General features: G+C 33.7%; 22 protein-coding genes. 6 read left to right on the top strand and 16 right to left on the bottom strand.

What is annotated here, in order from left to right; genetic code table 11:
- Nucleotides 1-75: 75 nt before the first annotated feature.
- On the top strand, nucleotides 76-195 hold the full coding sequence (locus ACYIAQ_RS00730; RefSeq protein WP_483562182.1) for an SPJ_0845 family protein: 120 nt from the start codon (nucleotides 76-78) through the stop codon (nucleotides 193-195).
- Between the two features lie 95 nt (nucleotides 196-290).
- On the opposite strand, the gene yihA is transcribed toward ACYIAQ_RS00730, so the two are convergent.
- The 7 genes from yihA to rpsO all read right to left on the bottom strand — a co-directional run bounded on the left by yihA (nucleotide 291) and on the right by rpsO (nucleotide 8166).
- A complete protein-coding gene (gene yihA, locus ACYIAQ_RS00725; protein WP_483562181.1) occupies nucleotides 291-875 on the bottom strand; it encodes a ribosome biogenesis GTP-binding protein YihA/YsxC in 585 nt (194 codons plus the stop codon).
- Nucleotides 865-2145 carry an ATP-dependent Clp protease ATP-binding subunit ClpX gene (gene clpX, locus ACYIAQ_RS00720; protein ID WP_122018130.1) on the bottom strand — a complete coding sequence of 427 codons (1281 nt, stop codon included), beginning with the start codon at nucleotides 2143-2145 and terminating at the stop codon, nucleotides 865-867. Before clpX ends, yihA begins: the two co-directional genes overlap by 11 nt.
- Nucleotides 2146-2270: 125 nt before the next feature.
- A complete protein-coding gene (gene tig, locus ACYIAQ_RS00715; RefSeq protein ID WP_483562180.1) occupies nucleotides 2271-3590 on the bottom strand; it encodes a trigger factor in 1320 nt (439 codons plus the stop codon).
- A gap of 145 nt (nucleotides 3591-3735) precedes the next feature.
- A complete protein-coding gene (gene tuf / locus ACYIAQ_RS00710; RefSeq protein WP_122018128.1) occupies nucleotides 3736-4926 on the bottom strand; it encodes an elongation factor Tu in 1191 nt (396 codons plus the stop codon).
- A gap of 183 nt (nucleotides 4927-5109) precedes the next feature.
- Nucleotides 5110-5943, bottom strand: coding sequence for a tetratricopeptide repeat protein (locus ACYIAQ_RS00705; protein WP_483562179.1), 834 nt, complete (start codon nucleotides 5941-5943; stop codon nucleotides 5110-5112).
- 2 nt (nucleotides 5944-5945) lie between these two features.
- Nucleotides 5946-7727, bottom strand: coding sequence for a ribonuclease J (locus ACYIAQ_RS00700; RefSeq protein WP_483562279.1), 1782 nt, complete (start codon nucleotides 7725-7727; stop codon nucleotides 5946-5948).
- Between the two features lie 169 nt (nucleotides 7728-7896).
- A complete protein-coding gene (rpsO, locus tag ACYIAQ_RS00695; protein ID WP_122018125.1) occupies nucleotides 7897-8166 on the bottom strand; it encodes a 30S ribosomal protein S15 in 270 nt (89 codons plus the stop codon).
- A 201-nt stretch (nucleotides 8167-8367) separates the two neighbouring features.
- Between rpsO and rpsT the strand changes: the two genes are divergently transcribed.
- Nucleotides 8368-8619: a 30S ribosomal protein S20 gene (rpsT, locus tag ACYIAQ_RS00690; RefSeq protein WP_122018124.1), complete on the top strand. Its 252-nt coding sequence runs from the start codon at nucleotides 8368-8370 to the stop codon at nucleotides 8617-8619.
- A 52-nt stretch (nucleotides 8620-8671) separates the two neighbouring features.
- Here rpsT and holA read toward each other — a convergent pair whose 3' ends face one another.
- From holA to typA, 9 genes are all read right to left on the bottom strand, one after another.
- Nucleotides 8672-9658 carry a DNA polymerase III subunit delta gene (holA, locus tag ACYIAQ_RS00685; protein WP_483562178.1) on the bottom strand — a complete coding sequence of 329 codons (987 nt, stop codon included), beginning with the start codon at nucleotides 9656-9658 and terminating at the stop codon, nucleotides 8672-8674.
- 208 nt (nucleotides 9659-9866) lie between these two features.
- The gene (locus tag ACYIAQ_RS00680) at nucleotides 9867-12158 is read right to left on the bottom strand and encodes a DNA internalization-related competence protein ComEC/Rec2 (RefSeq protein WP_483562177.1); all 2292 of its coding nucleotides are present in this window, start codon (nucleotides 12156-12158) and stop codon (nucleotides 9867-9869) included.
- Nucleotides 12127-12822 (bottom strand): helix-hairpin-helix domain-containing protein, encoded by a 696-nt coding sequence (locus ACYIAQ_RS00675; protein WP_483562176.1) that lies wholly within the window; start codon nucleotides 12820-12822, stop codon nucleotides 12127-12129. The genes ACYIAQ_RS00680 and ACYIAQ_RS00675 overlap by 32 nt, the downstream gene beginning before the upstream one ends.
- 60 nt (nucleotides 12823-12882) lie before the next feature.
- A complete protein-coding gene (locus ACYIAQ_RS00670; RefSeq protein WP_483562278.1) occupies nucleotides 12883-13926 on the bottom strand; it encodes a SepM family pheromone-processing serine protease in 1044 nt (347 codons plus the stop codon).
- The gene (coaD, locus tag ACYIAQ_RS00665) at nucleotides 13916-14410 is read right to left on the bottom strand and encodes a pantetheine-phosphate adenylyltransferase (protein ID WP_483562175.1); all 495 of its coding nucleotides are present in this window, start codon (nucleotides 14408-14410) and stop codon (nucleotides 13916-13918) included. Before coaD ends, ACYIAQ_RS00670 begins: the two co-directional genes overlap by 11 nt.
- Nucleotides 14410-14961 (bottom strand): 16S rRNA (guanine(966)-N(2))-methyltransferase RsmD, encoded by a 552-nt coding sequence (gene rsmD, locus ACYIAQ_RS00660; protein ID WP_483562174.1) that lies wholly within the window; start codon nucleotides 14959-14961, stop codon nucleotides 14410-14412. Before rsmD ends, coaD begins: the two co-directional genes overlap by 1 nt.
- A complete protein-coding gene (locus ACYIAQ_RS00655; protein WP_483562173.1) occupies nucleotides 14958-15302 on the bottom strand; it encodes a DUF2129 domain-containing protein in 345 nt (114 codons plus the stop codon). The genes rsmD and ACYIAQ_RS00655 overlap by 4 nt, the downstream gene beginning before the upstream one ends.
- Complete coding sequence (locus tag ACYIAQ_RS00650; protein WP_483562172.1) at nucleotides 15299-16477, bottom strand: FtsW/RodA/SpoVE family cell cycle protein; 1179 nt, start codon at nucleotides 16475-16477, stop codon at nucleotides 15299-15301. The genes ACYIAQ_RS00655 and ACYIAQ_RS00650 overlap by 4 nt, the downstream gene beginning before the upstream one ends.
- Nucleotides 16478-16570: 93 nt before the next feature.
- Nucleotides 16571-18412 (bottom strand): translational GTPase TypA, encoded by a 1842-nt coding sequence (gene typA, locus ACYIAQ_RS00645; RefSeq protein WP_122018116.1) that lies wholly within the window; start codon nucleotides 18410-18412, stop codon nucleotides 16571-16573.
- Between the two features lie 255 nt (nucleotides 18413-18667).
- Here typA and def point away from each other — a divergent pair, with 255 nt between their 5' ends.
- The 4 genes from def to ACYIAQ_RS00625 all read left to right on the top strand — a co-directional run bounded on the left by def (nucleotide 18668) and on the right by ACYIAQ_RS00625 (nucleotide 22289).
- Nucleotides 18668-19222, top strand: a complete 555-nt coding sequence (gene def, locus ACYIAQ_RS00640; protein WP_122018115.1) for a peptide deformylase — start codon at nucleotides 18668-18670, stop codon at nucleotides 19220-19222.
- Nucleotides 19223-19392: 170 nt separating this feature from the next.
- On the top strand, nucleotides 19393-19617 hold the full coding sequence (locus tag ACYIAQ_RS00635) for a DNA-dependent RNA polymerase subunit epsilon (RefSeq protein ID WP_122018114.1): 225 nt from the start codon (nucleotides 19393-19395) through the stop codon (nucleotides 19615-19617).
- Nucleotides 19618-19622: 5 nt separating this feature from the next.
- Entirely contained in the window at nucleotides 19623-21302 is a 1680-nt protein-coding gene (rnjA, locus tag ACYIAQ_RS00630) for a ribonuclease J1 (protein WP_483562171.1), read from the top strand.
- Nucleotides 21303-21341: 39 nt separating this feature from the next.
- Complete coding sequence (locus ACYIAQ_RS00625; protein WP_483562170.1) at nucleotides 21342-22289, top strand: diacylglycerol/lipid kinase family protein; 948 nt, start codon at nucleotides 21342-21344, stop codon at nucleotides 22287-22289.
- Nucleotides 22290-22477 lie beyond the last annotated feature (188 nt).

The raw sequence follows: 22477 nt of genomic DNA, 5'->3' as shown, positions 1-22477 counted from the left end.
TTACATAATTTTTATTATTTCTGCTAGCCTCTTGCTATTTTTTTGATTATAATATTTAAAACGAAAGGAAGATGAATGATGGGTTTAACTTTTAAAAAACAAGATGACTTAGAAAAATTATTTGACAAATTTGCTACTGTTCCTGAAAAAAGAAAAAAGAACCTAGAAAAAGAAAAGGATAAAAAGACCAAATAAAATAACATATCTTTTAAAGATATACCATCTAAAATATTATTTAGAAATAAAAACCTGAAACTTCATATTTCAGGTTTTTATTTACATGTTTTATTTTATAAATTTTGTTCAATCCAAGACCAAACTTCATTAACATTCCGTTTTTGAATTGCACTATAGGTAAGAACACTAACTTTATCGTAAGATAAGTCTAACTTCTTTTTTAAATTAACTAAAACTTTATTCTCTTGGCTCTTTTTAACCTTATCTATTTTAGTACATACAATTAAAATTGGTAAATCAAGAGTTAGTGCATATTCATACATTAACACATCATTTTGAGCTGGATCATGTCGGGAATCAATCAAAATGATTAAACCTTTTAAATTTTCACGAGTTTCAAGGTATTCTTGAATCATCTCACCAAACTTTTGGCGTTGTGTTTGAGATACTTTCGCATAACCATAACCAGGAACATCAACCAGATAGAAATTTTGATTAATAATATAGAAATTTAATGTTTGTGTTTTCCCAGGTCGTGATGAAGTACGAGCTAAATTTTTACGACTAAGTAATGAATTAATTAAACTAGATTTTCCCACATTAGACCGTCCAGCTAAAGCAATTTCCGGTAAGCGATCCTGAGGATATTGTTTTTCATTAACTGCACTAATTGCATAATCGCTACTTTTAATTATCATTTGCTACCTTTATCTCTTCATTACTTGACTTGTCATCATGAGGATTCTTCCTAGTGACCACCGGTTCCTTTTGCTTGATTATCACATCTTTAGTAACTTTAACTTTTTCAATAGTGGAATCACTAGGTGTTTTATACATGATACTCATCATTGAATTTTCAATAATTGTTCTGAGACCACGAGCACCCATATTACGTTCAATTGCTAAATCTGCAATTGCATCTAAAGCATCCTTAGAAAATTCAAGCTCAACTTGATCAAGTGATAACAACTTTTTATATTGTTTTACCAAAGCATTTTTAGGTTCAGTCAATATTCTAACCAAATCTTCATTTCGCAGTTTATCAAGTGTTGCAACAATTGGAATACGACCAATAAATTCCGGAATCAATCCAAATTTGACTAAATCACCAGTAGTTAAATGTTTCGTCCAAGAATCATCTTGAACCCTACTTAATTCGTTCTCAGCACTAAATCCGATAACTTTTTTGCCCAAACGATTTTTAACAATTTGCTCGATACCATCAAAAGCACCACCAACAATAAACAAAATATTAGTCGTATCAATCTGAATTAATTCTTGTTGTGGATGTTTTCTACCACCCTGTGGCGGAACAGAAGCAATTGTACCTTCTAGGATCTTTAATAGCGACTGCTGTACACCTTCTCCAGATACATCTCGAGTAATTGAAACATTTTCCGACTTTTTAGAAATTTTATCAATCTCATCAATATAAACAATTCCTTTTTCAGCACGCTCTATATCGTAATCAGCATTCTGCAAAAGCTTAAGTAAAATATTTTCAACATCTTCACCAACATATCCAGCCTCTGTTAAAGTGGTGGCATCTGCTATTGCAAATGGAACATTAAGAATTCGAGCTAAAGTTTGAGCCAAATAAGTTTTACCTGATCCCGTAGGCCCAATTAAAGCAATATTTGATTTTTGTAATTCAGTTGAGGAATCAATATCCATTTGACTAATTCGTTTGTAATGGTTATAAACAGCAACCGATAATACTTTTTTTGCGCTATCTTGACCAATTACATATTGATCAAGTTTTTGCTTTATTTCCATTGGCTTAGGCAAGTCTTTGGCTTTTTTTAATGAATCGGATCGCAATTCATCATCAATGATTTTTTTTGATAAGTCAACACATTCATTACAAATATAAACCCCATTACCAGCGATCATTTTTTTGACCTGATCTTGTGTCTTATCACAAAACGAGCATTTAATTTCTTCTTGATTAGTAAACTGTGATGCCATTCTTTTCCTCCTCATATCTACCAGTCTAAGAATATCATAACTTAAGAGTTGTAATTGAATTATTTGCTTAAAAAAAGTAAAAAGGTAGTTATACAACCACCTTTTTACTTTTTTCTAAATCTTATTTATTTAGACTTCTTGTCTTCATCTTTAATTTTTGATTTAGCAACTTGTTTTGCATTATCAGCTACAAGATCAATGGCCTTACGAACATTAATATCATGTGAAATCATTTCATTAGTTAAAGTATTACGAACTGTTTTTTCATCCATGTTATAGTCATTGGCAAGGTTCTTAATTTCTTGGTTTATTTCTTCTTCAGAAGACTTAATACCCTCTTTTTTGACAATTGCTTCAAGAACCAAATTAGTTTTAACTCTTTCAGCAGCATCCTTAGAAAATTGCGCACGCAATTGATCTTCAGTAGTATTTGTTAGCTTGTAATAAACATCTGGACTAATCCCTTGACGCTGTATATTACCAAGATATTGATTCATTTGGGTATTAACATCCTCTTGAATCATTGCATCTGGAATTTCATCAATCTTTGCATTAGCAACAGCACCTTCAATGGCAGCCTGTTCAATAGCAGCTTGGCTTTCTTCTTCTTTTTTAGCTTTCAGATCTTTTTTAATCTTTTCCTTTAAGTCATCCAAAGTTTCAACAGAATCATCAACATCTTTGGCAAAATCATCATCTAATTCAGGTAATTGCTTTGACTTAACTTCATGAAGCTTAGTTGCAAAATGAGCTTCCTTACCAGCTAATTCTTTGGCACCATAATCTTCAGGGAAAGTAACAACTACATCAACGTCATCTCCGGCCTTGTGACCAATTAATTGATCTTCAAAACCAGGAATAAACGTATTTGAACCTAATTCAAGAGCATAATCATCAGCTGTGCCACCCTCAAATGTCTTATCATCAATAGTTCCTTTGTAGTCGATTGTTACTGTATCACCCTTTTCAGCTGTATCTTCCTTAAGAACAAGTTCAGCATTCTTTTGCCTGTCTTTTTCAAGTTCAGCATCAACATCTTTAGCATAAACGCGTGTGTTTTGCTTTGGAACTTCAATTCCTTTGTAGTCTCCTAATTCAACTTCAGGTTGAATGCTTACTACGGCCTTCATTGTCCAAACCTTACCCTTATCCATTGATACAGGTACAATTTGAGGTTGACCAACAGCCTTAATATCAGCTTCCTTAACAGCATCAGAATATGCTGCAGGTAGTGCAATGTTTAAAGCATCCTCATATAAAGCTTCTTCACCATAATACTGATCAAAAATAACTCGCGAAACATGTCCCTTTCTAAAACCAGGTACACGTAAATTCTTCTTCACTCTTTTAAAAGCTTGATCTAATCCACGTTTAACCTCTTCTTGGGAAATATCAAAAGTTAATTCACCGGTAGTTTTACCAGTTTTATTCCATGTTACAGACATTAATTAAATACCTCCAATGTCAAGTTTATCTACATCGTTGCATACTAAATTATCTTACATTAAACGCTCGTAAAAAACAAATTTAGGCAAAAAAAGATGTACTTCTATGAAAAAGTACATCTTTTTTAAACTGTCTTTTTACGAACTAGTCAAGAATTTCAGTAACTTGACCAGCACCAACAGTACGACCACCTTCACGGATAGTGAATTTAGTACCCTTTTCAATGGCAGCTGGCTTAATTAAGTTAACAGTAAATTCTGTATTATCGCCAGGCATAACCATTTCGGTACCTTCTGGCAACTCAATTTCGCCAGTGATATCAGTAGTGTGGAAATAGAATTGTGGACGGTAGTCTGAGAAGAATGGAGTATGACGTCCGCCTTCTTCTTTCTTCAAGACATAAACTTGACCCTTGAATTCATTATGAGTTTGAATTGATCCAGGTGCGGCCAAAACTTGTCCACGAACAACTTGATCACGGTCAATACCACGAAGCAATACACCAACGTTATCGCCGGCTTCACCTAGGTCTAAAGTTTTATGGAACATTTCCAAACCAGTAACAACTGACTTGATAACCTTTTCTACTAAACCAACGATCTCAACTTCATCACCAATCTTAACAGTACCACGATCAATACGACCTGAAGCAACAGTACCACGACCAGTAATAGTGAAGACATCTTCAACAGGCATTAAGAATGGCTTATCAGTTTGACGTTCTGGAGTTGGAATATATTCGTCGACAGTGTCCATCAACTTCATGATAACTTCTTCTTGTTCCTTGTCACCTTGTAATGCTTTTAAAGCTGAACCACGGATAACTGGAATATCATCACCTGGGTAATCATACTCAGATAACAAGTCACGAACTTCCATTTCAACTAAGTCAATTAATTCTGGATCGTCAACTAAGTCAGTCTTGTTCAAGAAGACGACAATGTAGTTAACACCAACTTGACGAGCAAGTAAAATGTGTTCACGAGTTTGTGGCATAGGACCATCAGTTGCAGCAACAACTAAGATAGCTCCATCCATTTGAGCAGCACCAGTGATCATGTTTTTGATGTAGTCAGCGTGTCCTGGGGCGTCCATGTGAGCATAGTGACGTTTTTCAGTTTCATACTCTACGTGAGCGGTATTAATAGTAATACCACGTTCTTTTTCTTCTGGAGCAGCATCAATTTCTGAATAATCCTCAGCTTTTGCTAAACCCTTTTCTGATAAAACTTTAGTAATAGCCGCTGTCAAAGTGGTCTTACCATGGTCAACGTGACCGATAGTACCAATGTTTACGTGTGGCTTCGTTCTAACGTAATGTTCTTTTTCTGCCATTAAAATGACCCTCCTGTAAATTTGCAAGAAGTCCGTTGAGTAAGTAACGGATAGTTCTCTGTTGAATATTGTACTACTTTCATTGGCAAATGCCTAGTATTTTAATGCATAGAGCCATGCCTAATGAAAACGTCCTTTGCTATTATACTAAATGCCTTAAAAAAGTAAAGCCTTTTGCTTAAATTATTTTGGCAAATTAAGTTCAATAGCTTCAAACAGCTTTTGACGGCTTCTTCCATCATGATTCTCAATGTATGACACAAGATCACTGGTAAAGCTATCAGGATCGTCTACGTACATATTTATCATAGGGTAAAGATTGCCTAAAATCAAGTTAACTTCGGCTAAAATTGTAGGTAATTGATCGGGACGATGGTAATATCGTGAGCCTATTCCTGATACAACTTCACGATAAATTGGATCCTTTTCTAATAGACTTACACTTCTGGGAACAAATTCTTCGATTTTTCCTAAAACTAATACTCTAAAGTGGTCATCAAGTCCTAGACGGATTAAATCTTCACATATAGAAATACGTACTGCAAAATTTAAACTTGGATCAATAAGCAAACTTTGAGAAAACTGTTTAAAATTGTTTAAGTCAAGCTTGAATAACTGTTGATAATCATTCAATGTAGGTTGTCTCTTCTCTTTAAAATCAACCATAATCCTTTGTTGTTTGCTTTGTTTGACAGGTTCGACCAATATCTTTATTTCATTTTTACTAAGATTACTAATCTCAAGTGCTTCAATTACATAATGAGTAGTTTGTAAAATTTTACTATATTCTGCAAAGATTTCCTGGTTAGAAAAAAGATCAGATTCTTCTTTAATTAATGAATAAGCAAAATCAGCCTGTCCATTTTTTAGATATAGTTCACAAAGCTGAAGAGTTGCGGCTTTGCTGGAACCAATTCTTAGAGCTTCCTCAGCATTTTCAATTGCTTGCGATAAATTTCCCGTTTTCTCATTTTTTCGTGCTAATTCAAGTAAATTTTTTTGGCTTAATGACATCATAATTAATCTTTCTTGACAATTCTTTGCCCCGTCTTTTGGACATCAACTGGTCGATGCGTATTACCATTATCCGTCTCATTTTTGTTGTTGCGTTTTTGCATTGCACGGTGTCGATTTTGGTTAACCTCCATTACCACAGGTAAAACTACTGGTCTTCGATTTGTCTTTTTATACAAAAACTTTTCAAGATCATTTCTAACATCTTGCTTAATTTCAGTCCAATCAAATTTTTTGTGTTCAAAGTTGTTATTAATTGTCTCTTTAATTAGTTCAATACTATCATGCATCAGCTGCCGATTAGCCTTGATATAAACAAATCCACGACTAGTAACTTGAGGTTGCGCAATAATTTTCTTTTTTCTTCGATCAATGGTTACAACAGCAATAAAAATCCCATCATCAGATAGAACTTCGCGATCCCGCAAAACAATATTGCCAACATCACCAATTCCAGACCCATCAATCATTGTATCTTCACCGGGAACTGGATCAGTTAGATAAAAATGATTTTGATTGAAATCATAATTAAAACAATCACCATTTTTAGAAATAAAGATATTTCCTTTCTTCATTCCCACTTGAATTGCTAAATCACGATGAACTTCAAGCAAACGATATTCACCAATTACTGGAAATAAAAACTTAGGCTTTAATATCCCAAGAAGTAGTTGTAAATCCGGACCAGTTGCATGACCGCTTGTATGCTTAGCTCGACCAAGTTCAATAACTGTTCCACCGGCATGATAAACCATATCGCTAGTTTGAGCCAATATCGTCTCAACTGCATGCGATGGTGTAGTAGCAATAAACACAAGATCACCTTCATGAATAGTAATCATACTATGCTTCTTCTTAGCCATCTTTTGCAAAGAATTTAATGGTTCACCCATTTGCCCCGTTTCAAGAATGACAGTTTGCTTATCAGGTGTGCTTTTTAAATCTTTCACACGCATTAATAATCCCTTAGGTACTTTTAAATACCCGAGTCCCATCGCTGTACGAACTATTTTAGCAACATCACGCCCAGTCAATAAAACACGCTTACCAGTTTTATGAGCTGCATTTAAAACTTCTTGAATACGAATTAGATTAGATGCCTTGGCAGCAACAATGACACGTCCTTTGGCATTACGAAAAACATTTGTTACATAGTCACCAATTTCTTGTTCAGAAACATTTGAAAATGATGCTTCAGCATTAGATGAATCACTTAAAAGTGCCAAAACATTTTTTTGGGAAATTTCGGCTAATCTATCTAAATTGGTTCGATATTTAGGCGATGCCGTGGGATCAAATTTGAAATCACCAGTATAAACGATTTCACCTGCTGACGTGTGCACATCAACTCCTAGCGAATCCGGAATTGAATGGGTTGTTTGAAAAAACGAAATATTAGAATTTTTAAACTCAATTTCTGTATCAGCATCAATAACATGAAACAGACTATTCTTAATTCGCTTATTTTCACGCTTGACCTTTATTTTGGCTAGTTCAATTGTTAATTGTGATCCAAAAACAGGGATATCATACTGACGTAAAATATACGGCAGTGCACCAATTGAATCAGCGTGTCCATGTGTTAAAAAGATGCCAACTACTTGGTCGCCATATTGCTCAAAAAAATCAAGATCTGGAATGACCACATCGATTCCAAATAAGGTGCTATCGGGATACTTAAGTCCAGCATCTAAAACATAAATTTCATCATTAACCTGAATGGCGAACATATCCTTGCCTTGCTCACGAACACCACTCAAAATCATTATTTTAATTTGTTCAGTCATCATATTTCCTTTTCTATTACATGTAAAAAGCCATTATTTTTATTCAGTTGTCATTTATGGATCGCTTTGATCACAACGTAAAAGATATCTTTTTTATTTTAGCATAAAAAAGTAGATGACAAAAACAAAAAGCCAGCCCACATGGGACTGACTTTTAAATATTTTGCAACTAGCGACGCAAACCTAATTTCTTAATTAACTCGCGATAACGATTAATGTCGTTTTCTTGCAAGTAACGAAGCAAGTTACGCCGATGACCAATTTTCTTTAACAAACCAACATATGAATGGTGATCGTGTGAATGATTACGCATATGCTCAGTTAGATTGTTAATATCTGTAGTTAATATTGCAACTTGCACTTCTGTTGAACCAGTATCTCCTTCATGAGTTGCAAATTTTTTGATAATTTCATCTTTTTCTGCTTTTGAAATTGCCATAAATATTTTTCACCTTTCACTAAATAATTGCCGTTAACAACGTTAACCGTCAGGTGTGAGCGTGCAAACAGCGTTAACGGTTCACAACAATAGTATAATACAGATTATTTTTTTAAAATGCAAGTATAAATTAGCTTGCATCTAGAATTATTCTTCAGTATAATTTACTAAGTGAATTTACTAGTAATGGAGGTGAATTTTATGCCACAAATCAAATCAGCTATTAAGCGTGTCAAAACACAAGGTGATGCGAGAAAGCGCAACGCCGCTCAAATGAATCAGTTGAGAACTGCTATTAAGAAGTTTAAGACTGCTCAAGCAGCAGATGCCGAAAACGCCTCCGAATTACATATTGCTGCTGCCCGTGCTTTGGACAAAGCCGCATCAAAGGGGCTTATTCATAAGAACAAGGCTAGTCGTGATAAGAGTCGTTTAGCTAAATTAGCAAAATAAATTTTTATTGACAATAGTAAAAAAGCAAGAATGAATATTCATTCTTGCTTTTTTATACACTTAAAATAAACAGTTTTAGAAAATCACTTTCTCGATAACGACCGTTTTTATAATTAAAGTCTAATTCAATTGCTCTTTTTAGTAAGATTTCCAATTTAGAAATAGTCAATTGATTCCTCAAGGCTACTTTAACTCTATAAGGGTGAATACCTAATAATTTAGCTATTTCAGATTCACTTCTGCCACGCTTCTGTAAAATTTTAACTACTAAAATTAATTCTAGTTGATTCTCAAAAACCGCAAGCAACTGAATGGGATTGCTTCCCTCACGTAACTGGTTCTCTAATCGCTCAATTGCTTCTCGGTAATCATGATTTAATGCTGTTTCCATAATAGAAAAAACATTTTGTGTTAATGACAAATCAATATTTTTTTCAATTTCTTCTATAGTAATTTTGCCATCATTTGCAAGTGTTTTCAATTTGTTAAAATTACTTAAAGTAGTATCTAAAACTTGATCACTTCGTTCTAGCAATAAATGTAACGCTAGGGTGGAAATTTGGTAGCCTTCCGATTTGATCATTGCCTGAATTGTTTTACTAACTTCGTAATTTTTAATTTTGGTATCAACTACGTTAAAATTATTTAAAATGGTTTTCGTTAATTTTTTACGCCGATCAAGCTTGTCATACGAAGCAACTAGTACAACAATATCGTCAAGTTGATCAATATTAGCAAAAATTTGCTGCAACTGTTCTAACTGTCTTTTAAATTTTTGAGGAACTTTTGCCGTTAAAAAGAAAGGATTTTTTACTGTAATTATTTTTTTTTGACTGAACAAGCTTGATTCCGTTAACTCAGCTATAAGTTCATCCAGACTGTCTATTTCACAATCAATCGTTAGCTTATCAAAGCTAGAAAAAATCTCCTCATGCGTAAAAAAGCGCGCTAAATAATCGTTTAAAAAATTATCATCACCTGTAATTAAAGTTTGTTGCTTATTTTTGTTTGAATTTTTAAATATAGAAAGTAAAGACATTAATACTCACCATTAATAAGAACCCTATAATTGTTACAAATCTAGCTAATCATACCACATTCTACCATCAAAGCCTATGACTATTCCCAGCTGAATATAGCTAAAGATTATTTGCCTTTCTACTATATACTTTATGCAATTGATAGTAGCATTTCATTGTTTTAATAATTCGCGCAGAACCTTAATCAACAACTAGTATAACAAAGTTTTACTTTTCTTTTTCTGCTTTTAAGAAGAAAATAAACCTTGATTTAGTAAATTTTCCATAATTCCACGTAATCATTCCACAATCTTGTGTTGACACCCATGGAATTCCTTGTCTTTTAAGAGTAGTCAAAGTTTCTGAGTGAGGATGATTAAAGCGGTTATTTCGTCCAGCCGAAATAAAAACAACTTCTGGCGCTAATTTGTGCAAAAATTCAGGGTTAGATGATGTCCTGCTTCCATGATGTCCTAGTTTAAAATAATTTGCCTGCAAGTTATATTTAGCCATTATTTCTTGTTCGCCTTCTTGACCCAAGTCTCCCGTAAACAACCAGCTCTTATTAGCCAATTTAAAAGTCAATGATAAACAATCTTTATTCTCTCCTATACCTGGTTTAAAAGGATAAACAACATTAAATTTAATTTGTGGTTCATTAATTCGCTGACCTGCCAGCAATTGTACTATTTGTCTCTGCTCTACTCGACCAGCAATTCGTCTGCAAAAGAAAGGATTATTAAGAATTCCTTGTGCTACATATAATTTTTGCACAGGAATTTGACTAAGAAGTGGACCAAGATCACCAACATGATCAGCATCTTGATGTGTAACAAAAATCCCATTAAGATGGGTAATTCCTTGAGCTTTCAATAATGGAATTGTAATCTTGTTAACCTGTGGTATTACTTTTCGACCACTAAAATTTAGTTTACCACCAGTATCAATTAAATAAACACGTCTAGGAAAGGGTGTAGTAATCAAAATACTGTCACCTTGTCCAACATCAATGAATGTCACTTGTCCTGTTAATGGAAAATGAATCGAAATAAACAATGCAAAATAAAGCCATCCAATCGTTTTAAATAATTTTTTTTGATTAATTTTTTTAAGCCACGGTTCATTTAAATCTGCTATTAAAACTGTCGTTAAAATGAGCAAAAGTAAACATTGCCACCAATTAATTTTCCCAAAGGTTAGCAAACCTAATTTCGTAGATGAGATGGTACTAATTACTCTTTCCCCTGATTCTAGAATCATTTCCAAAAAACTACTTAAAGCTGGATCAATTTTGTATATAACCAAATTAAAAAATGTCAATGGCATAATAACCAAATTAAAATAAGGTACAATTAAAAGGTTAAAAATAACAGTTAATAAATTAAACTGAAAAAAGAAGCATAGCAAAAGGGGAGCTAACAAAATATTTAACGCTACAGATTGTTTAAAATTAGATAATTTACCAGTAACTACTAATCCCAAACTAAGTACGTAGCTTAGTAAAGCACCTACTTTCATCATTAATCTCGGATCAATTAATAAATGCAATAAACAGGTTAGACCTAATAAGTCAAACTGACTAATTGGTATCCGTTTAAATTTAAAAAGTTTACTTAAAATAAATGTTAAACTAGCACGAACAAACCCAGCTTGACCGTTACTAAGAAAAACTCCAATCGCTAATATTATCAAGCAACACGAGAAAGCTTCGTCTTCTGTTAACTTAAAGATGTAGCAAAGAGTACTAATTATCATCGTATAGATGCCCACATGTAATCCCGATATGCTTAGAATATGAATAACTCCTAAATCACGATAATTATCTAAAATTTCTTGATTATCAGAATTGGGATTTTCTCCCAAAATTAACTCACTACTAAAAAAGTTTAATATTTGGGGCATTTCTTTAAAATAAGACTGTAGTTCAAAGCGAAAATGATGTAAACAATCTTCTAATCCACCCTTTTCTACTACAAAATGGCAGCTCTTTAACTTGACTTGCTGTGTAATATTTTTGCTCAAATAATATTTTTTTAAATCAAATTGACCATAATTAGTAGCCGATTCAATTGGTTTTACCTCACCATCTAATCTTGATAAAACAACCCGATGTCCCCATTTTAATTGCTTTTTTTCATTATCTGAAATCGTTGCCGTAACAAGAACGTGACCACCTTTTATTTGGCCAGTTCCAGAGAGCCAATTATCATTGATTTTAATCTGATCGGGATACAGTTTAATTTCTGAATTATCATTAATTGAAAAATTAGTTTGCTTTTTGTTTAATCCTATACATAAAATAGCTAAGATCAAAAAGATTTCAAGTATTCCAATTAATGTTGGATATTTTTTTAAAAGCAAATAAATTAAGTATAATCCAATTAAGCAACAAACTACCTTTTGCGTTATTTGCGAACATTGATATATTAAAAAACTTAAATCAATAAAAAGTAAGGAAGTAATAAATAGGAACCCAGGAATTAAAATATCAGACTTCCAATTGGTTTTTAAGAGCCGCAAAAGTCTTATCTCCAATTCCTGACACTTTTTTTAAATCCTCAATTCTTTTAAATTGACCGTTTTTTTGGCGATAAGCAATTATTTGAGCTGCTTTTTTTTCGCCAATTCCATTTAATTTTTGTAAGTCCTGAGCGCCTGCAGTATTTATATTCACTTTACTATTTTTTTCACCACTATCAGTATCAACTGATTCTGTAGTTTGTGCGCCATCTTGTCCCCCAACAGAAGTAACAATTTCACCCTGCTTAATTTTTTCACCAGTATAAGGAATATGAATTTTATCTTGGTCTTTTAGAATTAAAGCACGATTTACATTATTTAATTGAGTCCGTTTAGTTGTTCCACCTGCTACTTCAATTAAGTCTTCTAATCGTGCTCCTTTTTTTAACGTGTATACTCCTTGATGCCGAATAGCACCAGAAATATCGCAGGTTACTTCCTGGGATTTTGCTGTTGCTTGTGACTCGGTAGAAGTTTTGGTATTTGCCTTTTCTAATTTGGCGTTCTGCTCAGCTCTTTTCGTTTGGCCGATTAAATCAGACTGATTATTATTTTGTATACTGATATCATGCTGATGCCATAAAAAAAATCCAAGCACAATAATACCAACAAATACATACATCTTGTACTCAATTAAAAGGTTTTCGATTTTTTTCCAATCCATTATCCTATCCTCCATAAATTAAGTACGAAAAAAAGCTCAGATATTTTCTGAACTTTTTTATCAATAATGTTTTTTTAAATAATTTAAAGCATCGTCAACTGTTCTAATTGGAACAATCTTCATTTTAGTACCGATTTTTTGCGCTGTTTTTTTTGCTACAACATAATTACTCTCTGATTTTTTAACTATAGAAGTGTCAGTCGGGGCAAAAAAGACTTCTGCACCAGCTTTATCAGCTGCAACCACTTTTTTATCAACGCCACCAATGACTCCAACCTTTCCACTTGGGCTTACGGTTCCAGTTCCGGCAATTTTATGTCTTGTAGCTAGTTTCTTTTGAGTAAAAACCTCATAACTAGTCAAAGTGAACATTAATCCAGCTGAAGGTCCTCCAATTGCCCCAGCATTTATATTCAGCTTAGGTTTAGTACTAACTTTAACATGTTCTACCAGTTGAATACCAATTCCTGGTTTATTCGTTCCAGCAACTTTGACAATTTTTCCACTAATATTATATGGCTTGTGTTCACGCAAAATCATAACATTAACGTTTGAACCTATTTTTTGCTTTTTAAAATAAGCCAACATTTCCTCAGTCGACCGAAACTTATGACCATTAGCACCAAGAACTGTATCACCAATCTGCAATTTCCCCTTAAAGCTGGAATTTTTTTGAACCTCCATTACATAAACGCCTTCATACTGCAGTTTAGGCTTTAATCCTGCCTTTTTAGCGGCACAATAAATAGCATTTTGTTGGCTTGTTTCCATATACCACTTTTGTAATTCCTGATATTGACTGCTAGTTGTGTCACCCAGCACTTCAGCTTTTGGAACGCGACTTGCAAACTTTTGTGTATAGCTCAAAAGGTATTCTAAAACGGTGGCGGGATCACTCGTTTCACTAATAGTTACTAAATAAAAATTATTTGGTACCGGCTTTTTGCTTTTAACAAATTGACTAATTTGAATAGCTTTTCCTGGCATTTGAATATAGTAGTTAGTTGGCCAACTTAAGCCAATTATTGCAATAACTATGATTAAAATCGTTAGTAACCAATTACGAATCCGATGTTTTTTTGGCTTTTTGTAGTTATAATTCATCAATATTTTTCATCTTTTCCTTGAGTGCTTTAGCAGCCTTATTGGGTAAAAAAGCAGTAACATCTCCACCAAATCTTGCTACTTCCTTAATAATGCTGGAAGCCACGAAACTTTCCTGAGGTTTAGTAAACAGTAAAATTGTTTCAATATTAGGTGCTAACATTTTATTCATTGCCGCAATTTGCTGTTCATACAAAAAATCAGTACTATTTCTAACGCCTCGAACAATTACCGTGGCATTTAATTCTTGTGCTGCATTAATCGTTAACTCATCTGGTTTTTTTAAAATTCTAACATTCGCAATTGTTCCTACGGCATCCTGAACAAATTCCATTCGTTCATCAACAGAAAATAGATAGTGCTTAGTTGAATTGGTCATTATCAAAACAGCAACTCTATCAAATAAATTAGAAGCTTGCTTAATAATATCAACGTGACCATTAGTAATCGGGTCAAAACTACCCGGTAAAAGAGCCGTTTTCATTAGTTCTCCTTCCGATAAAACCGCACAAATGTCTTCCCTAAATGGTGTTCTTTTAGTAAAGCAAATTCCGAAATAGGTTCTAACAATGTTGCATCATCGGTTTCTGCAACAATAAGTGCATTGTCATTTAACAACTGCAATTTAAGTATTTTTTTCATGTCAGCAATAATGTGTTGCTTTGCATAGGGGGGATCCAAAAAAACCAAATCAAACTTTAGTTGATCATGAGCAAATTTTTTTAGTGCTGCTTGACTTGACATTTTATAAACAGAAAACCTATCTTCTTCTTTAGTTAATGTGATATTTTTTCGAATAATCTCAACAGCCTGATAATTAATATCAACAATTTGAGCGTGATCCATACCGCGTGAAACAGCTTCGATCGCTAGTGCCCCGCTCCCAGCGTAAAGATCTAACACTTGTCCTCCATTAAAAAATTGGCCTAGAGTATTAAAAAGGGATTCTTTAACCTTGTCACTTGTTGGTCTAGTTTTTTGGCTTTTTAAAGTAAATAAATTACGTTTGGCATATTTGCCCGAAATAATTCTCATAATAATTGATCCAAACTTTTCTTTTCTTTTGCTTGTAACTTTTCCTCAGCCTCATGTGCCAAGTCAACGATTTGCTGCTCAATATGTGGGGTGTCCAAATTAACACTATCACTCAAAGTTTTTTCAACTCGTTTAACAAAATCAAGATTTACTAATGTAGCAATAACTTCATCACACTCTTTTTGATTAACGTATAAAATACAGTAACCCATTTGAGAAGAAAAATAAGCAATATCTCCATACCGTCTCAGTTTATATTGCTTGTTTGCAGAATTAAAATAAACTATCAACCCTTGTCTTTGAGCTATAGAAGTATTACTTAAATCCTTGCATATACTCATCTAATCGCCTCCTCTTGCTTAATCTTCTCGTTAGCCGAGATATTAAGTACTAATCCAATTGCAACAGATAAAACAATTAATGACGAACCACCATAGGAAATAAATGGTAATGTTACTCCAGTAATTGGCAACAACCCCAAAACAGCTCCAACATTAAATAAAGTTTCAGTAAAGATAATTGTAGCAATCCCAAAACAAATTAAAGAATTAAATTGAGAACTGGAATGAATTCCAACTTCCATAATTCGCCACATTAAATAAAAAAGTAATCCTAAAACAACCAGTGCGCCTACTACCCCAAGTTCTTCAGCAATAATAGATAATATGAAGTCAGTATACGGCTCGGGTAAATAACCTCTTTTTTGCATGCTATTGCCTAACCCTACACCGAACAATCCTCCATTATGAATAGCATAATATGAATTAACTAACTGAGCTCCACCTTTTTGTTCTAATTCAAACGGATGCAAAAATGACATTAGTCTTTGATATTGATAATTTGCTTGTAGAAATTTGGGATTCCACATAATAATTAAATACACAAGTATGAAAACCGTGATACCAATAATGATTAACCAGAATATTACTTTTTTAGCTGAAATTCCAGATAGTGAAAACATCACTATCACAATCATTGCTAAGATAGCGGTACCACCAAGATCGGGTTCAATTAAAACCAAAAACATCATCACAGCAGCTAAAATTGCTGGTCTAGATAATGTATTCATAATATTTCCTTGGTTAAAAGTTCCATCATGACGATCTAAAAAATATGCCAAATAAATAACCAAAGCTAATTTAGCAATTTCTAATGGCTGAATTTTAATAATCTTCAAATCAATCCAACCAACAGCACCATTAACTGCTACTGCTGATCCTTTAAAAATTTTTAATAAAATTAGATAAAGCAACATCACAATGCCAAGTGCTACGAACCAAATAACAAACCTCTGGCTTTTAAAAATATCTAACCGTAAAGCAAAAGTTGCATTTGCAAAAATGAAAATTGCAAAAAATGCATAGTACATTTGGCGAATTCCGTAAGTTGACGGCTTAAAACCATTTACAAGCAAAATATCAGAGCTTGAAGAGTAAACCATAATTATTCCAAAAGCGACTAACAATAAATATGGTAGCAAAATTTGATAATCTATATGAAGTAATTTTTTTCGCACAAGTTGCTCTCCCTTTATAATAAAAACTTGTCCTTATTATAAAACAAAAAAAGCATCACTTCATCAGTGATTACTTTTTTGGAATAAATTAAATTATTTACGATTGCGTTTTTTATCAGCTTTTTGACGCTCCGATGTATTCAAAATTTTCTTTCGTAAGCGAATTGATTCAGGTGTTACCTCACAATACTCATCATCATTTAAGAATTCTATTGCTTCTTCCAAAGTTAACGTTTTTGGTGTTCTAATTGCTGCGGCATGATCTTTACCAGCTGCACGAGTGTTCGTTAAATTTTTACCCTTGATTACATTTACTGCAATATCCCGATCACGAGAAGATTGACCAACTATCATTCCCTCATAAACTTCAACACCAGCACCAATAAAGAGTTCTCCACGTTGTTCTACTGTTTGCAAAGAATAGGTTGTCGATTTACCTTGACTAATTGATACCAAAGCACCATTTTGTCGACCAGGTTCCCAATTTTTAACAACGGGTTTATAAGAATCAAAACTGTGGTTTAAAATTCCATATCCACCAGTTTGCGACATAAATTCATTGTTATACCCAATTAGGCCACGTGAAGGAACTAAAAAGTCTAAGCGAGTTTGATTATTACCTGTTGACTCCATATTCTTCATTTCACCTTTTCTTTGTGAAAGAGAATCGATAACGGAACCAACATATTCGTCAGGAGTATCAACTTGAACAGCTTCAAACGGCTCAGACATAACACCATCAATTTCACGGTAAATTACTTTTGGACGAGACAATTGTAATTCAAAGCCCTCACGACGTAATTCTTCAACCAAAATTGATAAGTGTAATTCACCACGGCCTGAAACAGTCCAAGCATTGATTTGATCTGTTGGCTCAACTTTGAGTGAAACATCAGTTCTAGTTTGCCTAATCAAGCGGTCTTCTAACTTTTTAGGTGTAACCTTATCACCTTCGCGACCAGCAAATGGAGAATCACTAGCCACGAAATCCATTTGTAAAGTTGGTGGATCTATTTTTAGAAGTGGCAATGCCTCTGGTTCTTCAGCAGAAGCAATAGTTTCGCCTACAAAAATATCGTTAATTCCACTAATAGCAATAATATCGCCAGCAGTAGCTTCTTTGATTTCGTTTCGTTTTAAGCCAAAGAACCCAAATAGTTTAGTCACACGGAAATTTTGTGTTGAACCATCCCGCTTCATAACGGTAATATTATCACCGACTTTAACACGCCCACGGTAAACACGACCAACGCCTATCCGGCCAACATAATCATCCCAATCAAGCATAGTAATTTGAAATTGTAATGGTTCATCTGCATTATCAAGTGGTGCTGGAATCGATTTTATGATAGTTTCAAAAATGGGATCCATAGTTTCTTTTTGTGTTGCAAGATCCTCATCATATGAAGAAGTTCCATTTAATGCAGAAGCATAAACAACAGGAAAATCAAGTTGTTCATCATTTGCACCTAATTCGATAAATAATTCAAGGACTTCATCAAGAACTTCCTTAGGACGAGCACCTGGACGATCAATTTTATTAATGACAACAACTGGCTTAACTCCAGCTTCAAGAGCCTTTTTAAGAACGAAACGAGTTTGCGGCATCGTACCTTCGTATGCGTCAACCAAAAGCAAAGCTCCATCAACCATGTGCATAATCCGTTCAACTTCACCGCCAAAGTCAGCGTGTCCTGGAGTATCTAAAATATTAATGGTCGTATCACCAAACTTAACCGCAGTATTTTTTGACAAAATAGTAATACCACGCTCACGCTCAATATCATTTGAATCCATTGCACGATCTTCCAGAGCCATATGTTCAGGGAGAGTGTCGGATTGTTTTAATAGTTGATTAACTAACGTTGTTTTACCATGGTCAACGTGAGCTATAATTGCTATATTTCTAATATCGTTTCTTCTTTTTTCTGACAAAAGTATTCCTCCTCCACTCCTCAATAAAAAAACTGTGACGCTGTCACAGTTTCGGTGGCACGTCAAAAACATGCTTATCGAAGTGTTTCATATCTGTATAGTTACGCTCATTGATTTTAACACCTAACTGTAATACTGGTCAACGATTATCCCCTCTTTTTCAAAGTAAAAATTTAGTATAGAATAAAAAGCAGACAAATTAATCTAAATTATGTTAAAAATATATGTATAAATTTTATGAAAGAGTGACGACAATTGATTTTAATGAAAAATATTACCCGAGATGGTAATCCAGTACTGCGCAAAGTGGCACAACCACTAACATTTCCATTAAACGAGCATTATCGCAAATTAGCAGATGACATGATGGAGTATTTAATTAATTCTCAAGATCCAAAAATTGCCGAAAAACATCAACTACGTGCAGGTGTTGGTCTTGCAGCACCACAAGTTGGTGAAAGTGTACAAATGGCTTCATTACTTGTACCAAATGACAAAGGTGAAATTGTATTTAAAGAAACTTTTGTCAATCCAGAAATTCTGTCGGAATCGGTTAGACAAGCTTGTTTGAGTGAAGGTGAAGGTTGTCTGAGTGTCGACCGTGTAATTGATGGTTATGTACTTCGCCCAGATAAGCTTAAAATTCGTTATTATACGGTTGATGGAGAAGAAAAAACAATTCGTTTAAAAGATTACCCTGCTATTGTTGCTTCTCATGAAATTGAACATCTACGCGGTCATTTATTTTATGATCGAATTAATAAAAAGCAACCATTTAAACTAGATGATGATACTGTTGTAATTTATTGATAAATTAACCGTCGCCAATTAGTTGGCGACTTTTTAGTTAAAGGACAACAACTTATTTCTATACTTGAAATAACAATTATGTTAAAATTTTTATTAACTATTGGGTTTTTAGTTTCTTACTACATGCCCAAATATGAACATTTTAACAATTTAATAAGGAGAATACAAATATGATCTACAAAGTTTTGTATCAAAAAGACAAGGTTGTCAATCCAAGAAGAGAAACAACCAAGACTCTTTACTTAGAGGCTGAAAATATGGTCAACGCTAGAACTTTAGTTGAAGATAATACCCCCTACAATATCGAATTAATCCAAGAACTAGCTGGAAACTCATTAAAATACGAAAAAGAGCACGCTGATTTTAAATTAACGTCCTTTGAAAGTAAGAAGTAATCTAATTGCGTATAAAAAATAATGAAGTTGCCATTGTTGCAATCGGGGGGTTGCATGAAATTGGCAAGAATATGTATTGTGTTCAGTATCAAGATGAAATTATTATCATGGATTGCGGAATTAAATTCCCAGAAGATGATTTACTTGGTATTAACTATGTTATTTCTGATTATTCTTATTTAGTAAAAAATCGAAAGAAAATCAAAGCATTGGTTGTCAGTCACGGCCATGAAGACCATATTGGTGGAATACCTTTCTTACTTGAAAAAATACCAGAAATTCCCGTTTATGCTACGCCATTTGCGCTTGCTTTAATTAAGGGCAAACTTGAAGAACATGGTATTTTAAGAACTACCGAATTACATGAAGAACATGAAGATACAGTTCTAAAATTCAAAAAACTCAGTGTTACTTTTTTTAGGACTACTCACTCAATTCCAGATACATTAGGAATTGCTGTCCATACTCCATTAGGGGCTGTTGTTTTTACAGGTGACTTTAAGTTTGATTTAACTCCCGTCATGAATCAACCAGCTCCAGATTTTCAAACAATGGCTAAACTCGGTAACGAAGGAGTTTTAACACTCTTGTCAGATTCTACAAATGCTGAAGTTTCACAGTTCACAAAATCAGAACGATTTGTTGCTAAATCATTGCATGATATCATTACTGGTATCCATGGACGAATAATTTTTGCTACATTTGCCTCAAATTTATATCGAGTTTCAACAGCAATTCAAGCTGCAATCGATACTGGAAGAAAAGTTGCGATTTTTGGTCGCAGTATGGAAAATGGTGTACAAAATGGAATTGATCTTGGTTACCTCAACGTTCCAGAAGGATTAATTGTTGATGCAAATGAAATTAATCACACTCCTGCTGATGAAGTTATGATTCTGTGTACTGGTTCTCAAGGCGAACCACTCGCTGCTCTGTCTCGAATTGCTAATGGTACTCACCGGCAGATCAGCCTTCAACCTGGTGATACGGTTATTTTTTCGTCCAATCCTATTCCTGGAAACACTTTAAGTGTCAACCACTTGATCAATAAATTAATGGAGGGTGGAGCAAATGTCGTTCATGGCCGCATTAACAATGTTCACACTTCTGGACATGGCGGACAAGAAGAGTTAAAGATGATGGTTCGTTTAACAAAACCTAAATATATGATCCCAGTTCATGGTGAATATCGTATGCAAGTTATTCATACTGAACTAGCACAAGCAGCAGGTGTACCTGCTGAAAATACCTTTGTCTTGGAAAATGGCGAAGTAATTTGCTTTGGTCCTGAAGGATCTCGAATTGCTGGTCATGTTCCTGCTGGAGATGTTTATGTTGATACATCCGGAACTGCCGATGTCGGCAACGTTGTGGTTCACGATCGACAAGTTTTATCAGAAGATGGTATTGTGATCGTAGTAGCAACTGTTGATTATAAACATAAACGTGTTTTAGCTGGTCCAGACGTTTTAAGTCGTGGTTTTGTTTACATGCGTGAATCAACCGAGTTAATTAATCAAGCTCAAAAGCATATTTACCACATATTAAAAACTGAAATGGATAAAACTGATAATCCAAAAGATAGTATCATTCGTAAGGCAATTGTTGAAAATCTTTCTGATTTTTTATATTCAAAGACTAAAAGAAGACCAATGATTTTGCCAATGTTAGTTGAAAAGAAATAAAAAAGCCCTAAGGGGCTTTTTATTTAAAGAACAAAATTGATGAATAATAAATTAAAAATACATCTCTTAGTGAATGAAACAGCCGGTAACGGTCATGCCAAAAAAATAATGGATCAAGTTGTCTTGCTCTTCGTTAACGAAAATATACATTTTGATATAAAAAAAAGCACTTATGCTGGTGAGTTAATCAAACTTGCTCAAGTTTATGGTGAACATAAACACCAAAAAAATGAAGTTTTGTTAATAATTGGCGGCGATGGGTCGCTTAATGAAGCACTTAATGGCATTAAACGATCAAATAATCCTCAAACACCTTTTGCATATTTGCCTGCTGGTACAGGAAATGACTTTGGACGTGCAGCCAATTTAACGTCTAATCCCAAAAAACTACTTAAGCATTTCAAAAACGGTTTAACAGCTGATCGTATTGACTGTGGTTCATTTAAATTATCTCCTTCTAGTCACCAAAATTATTATTTTGCTAATAGTTTTGGTATTGGTTTCGATGCTTGTGTAAATCATTTTAGCAATATTTCTGAGTTCAAAAAGATTTTAAATCGAATTAATGAAGGCAAGCTAATTTACAGTCTTAATATTTTATCTAGTTTGCGTAAGCAGGACACATTTAGTGTTGAAGTCGTAGGCGATGGTAAGAAACGATATTATAATAAAGCCTTTTTAGTAACTACAACAAATCATCCATATTTGGGTGGTGGTATTTCTCTTTTGCCCTCTGCAAGAATTGACAGCCACAAACTCGATACAGTTGTAATTGAAAAGTTCACAATACGTAAATTAGCTAAGTTGTTTATCAAACTTTTAAAGGATGGTTCACATGTGCATGACCCACAATTTCATTACATTGAAGCTGACAAAATAACAGTAAAAACCAATAAAAAAGAATTTGCTCAGCTTGATGGTGAGGAAATACAATTGAGTTCTTTTGAACTAGAATTTGCAATTGATCACTTTAATTTATTACGATAAATAATGCGCTGAAACAGTTTAATAATTATGAACCCTAAGATAAATTAATCTTGGGGTATTTTTGTTTACCGAAACATTTAAACAGTGATTTTTACATAAAAATTTTTTATGAATTCAAAAATTAAATTATATTTTTAAGGAAGCGATTACATGATATTATTAAACATAAATACCAATATTTTTAAAAT

The organism is Lactobacillus sp. X-49 (assembly GCF_057063645.1).
Note: the sequence above shows the minus strand (reverse complement) of the source record. Positions and strands in the feature narration are given on the sequence as shown.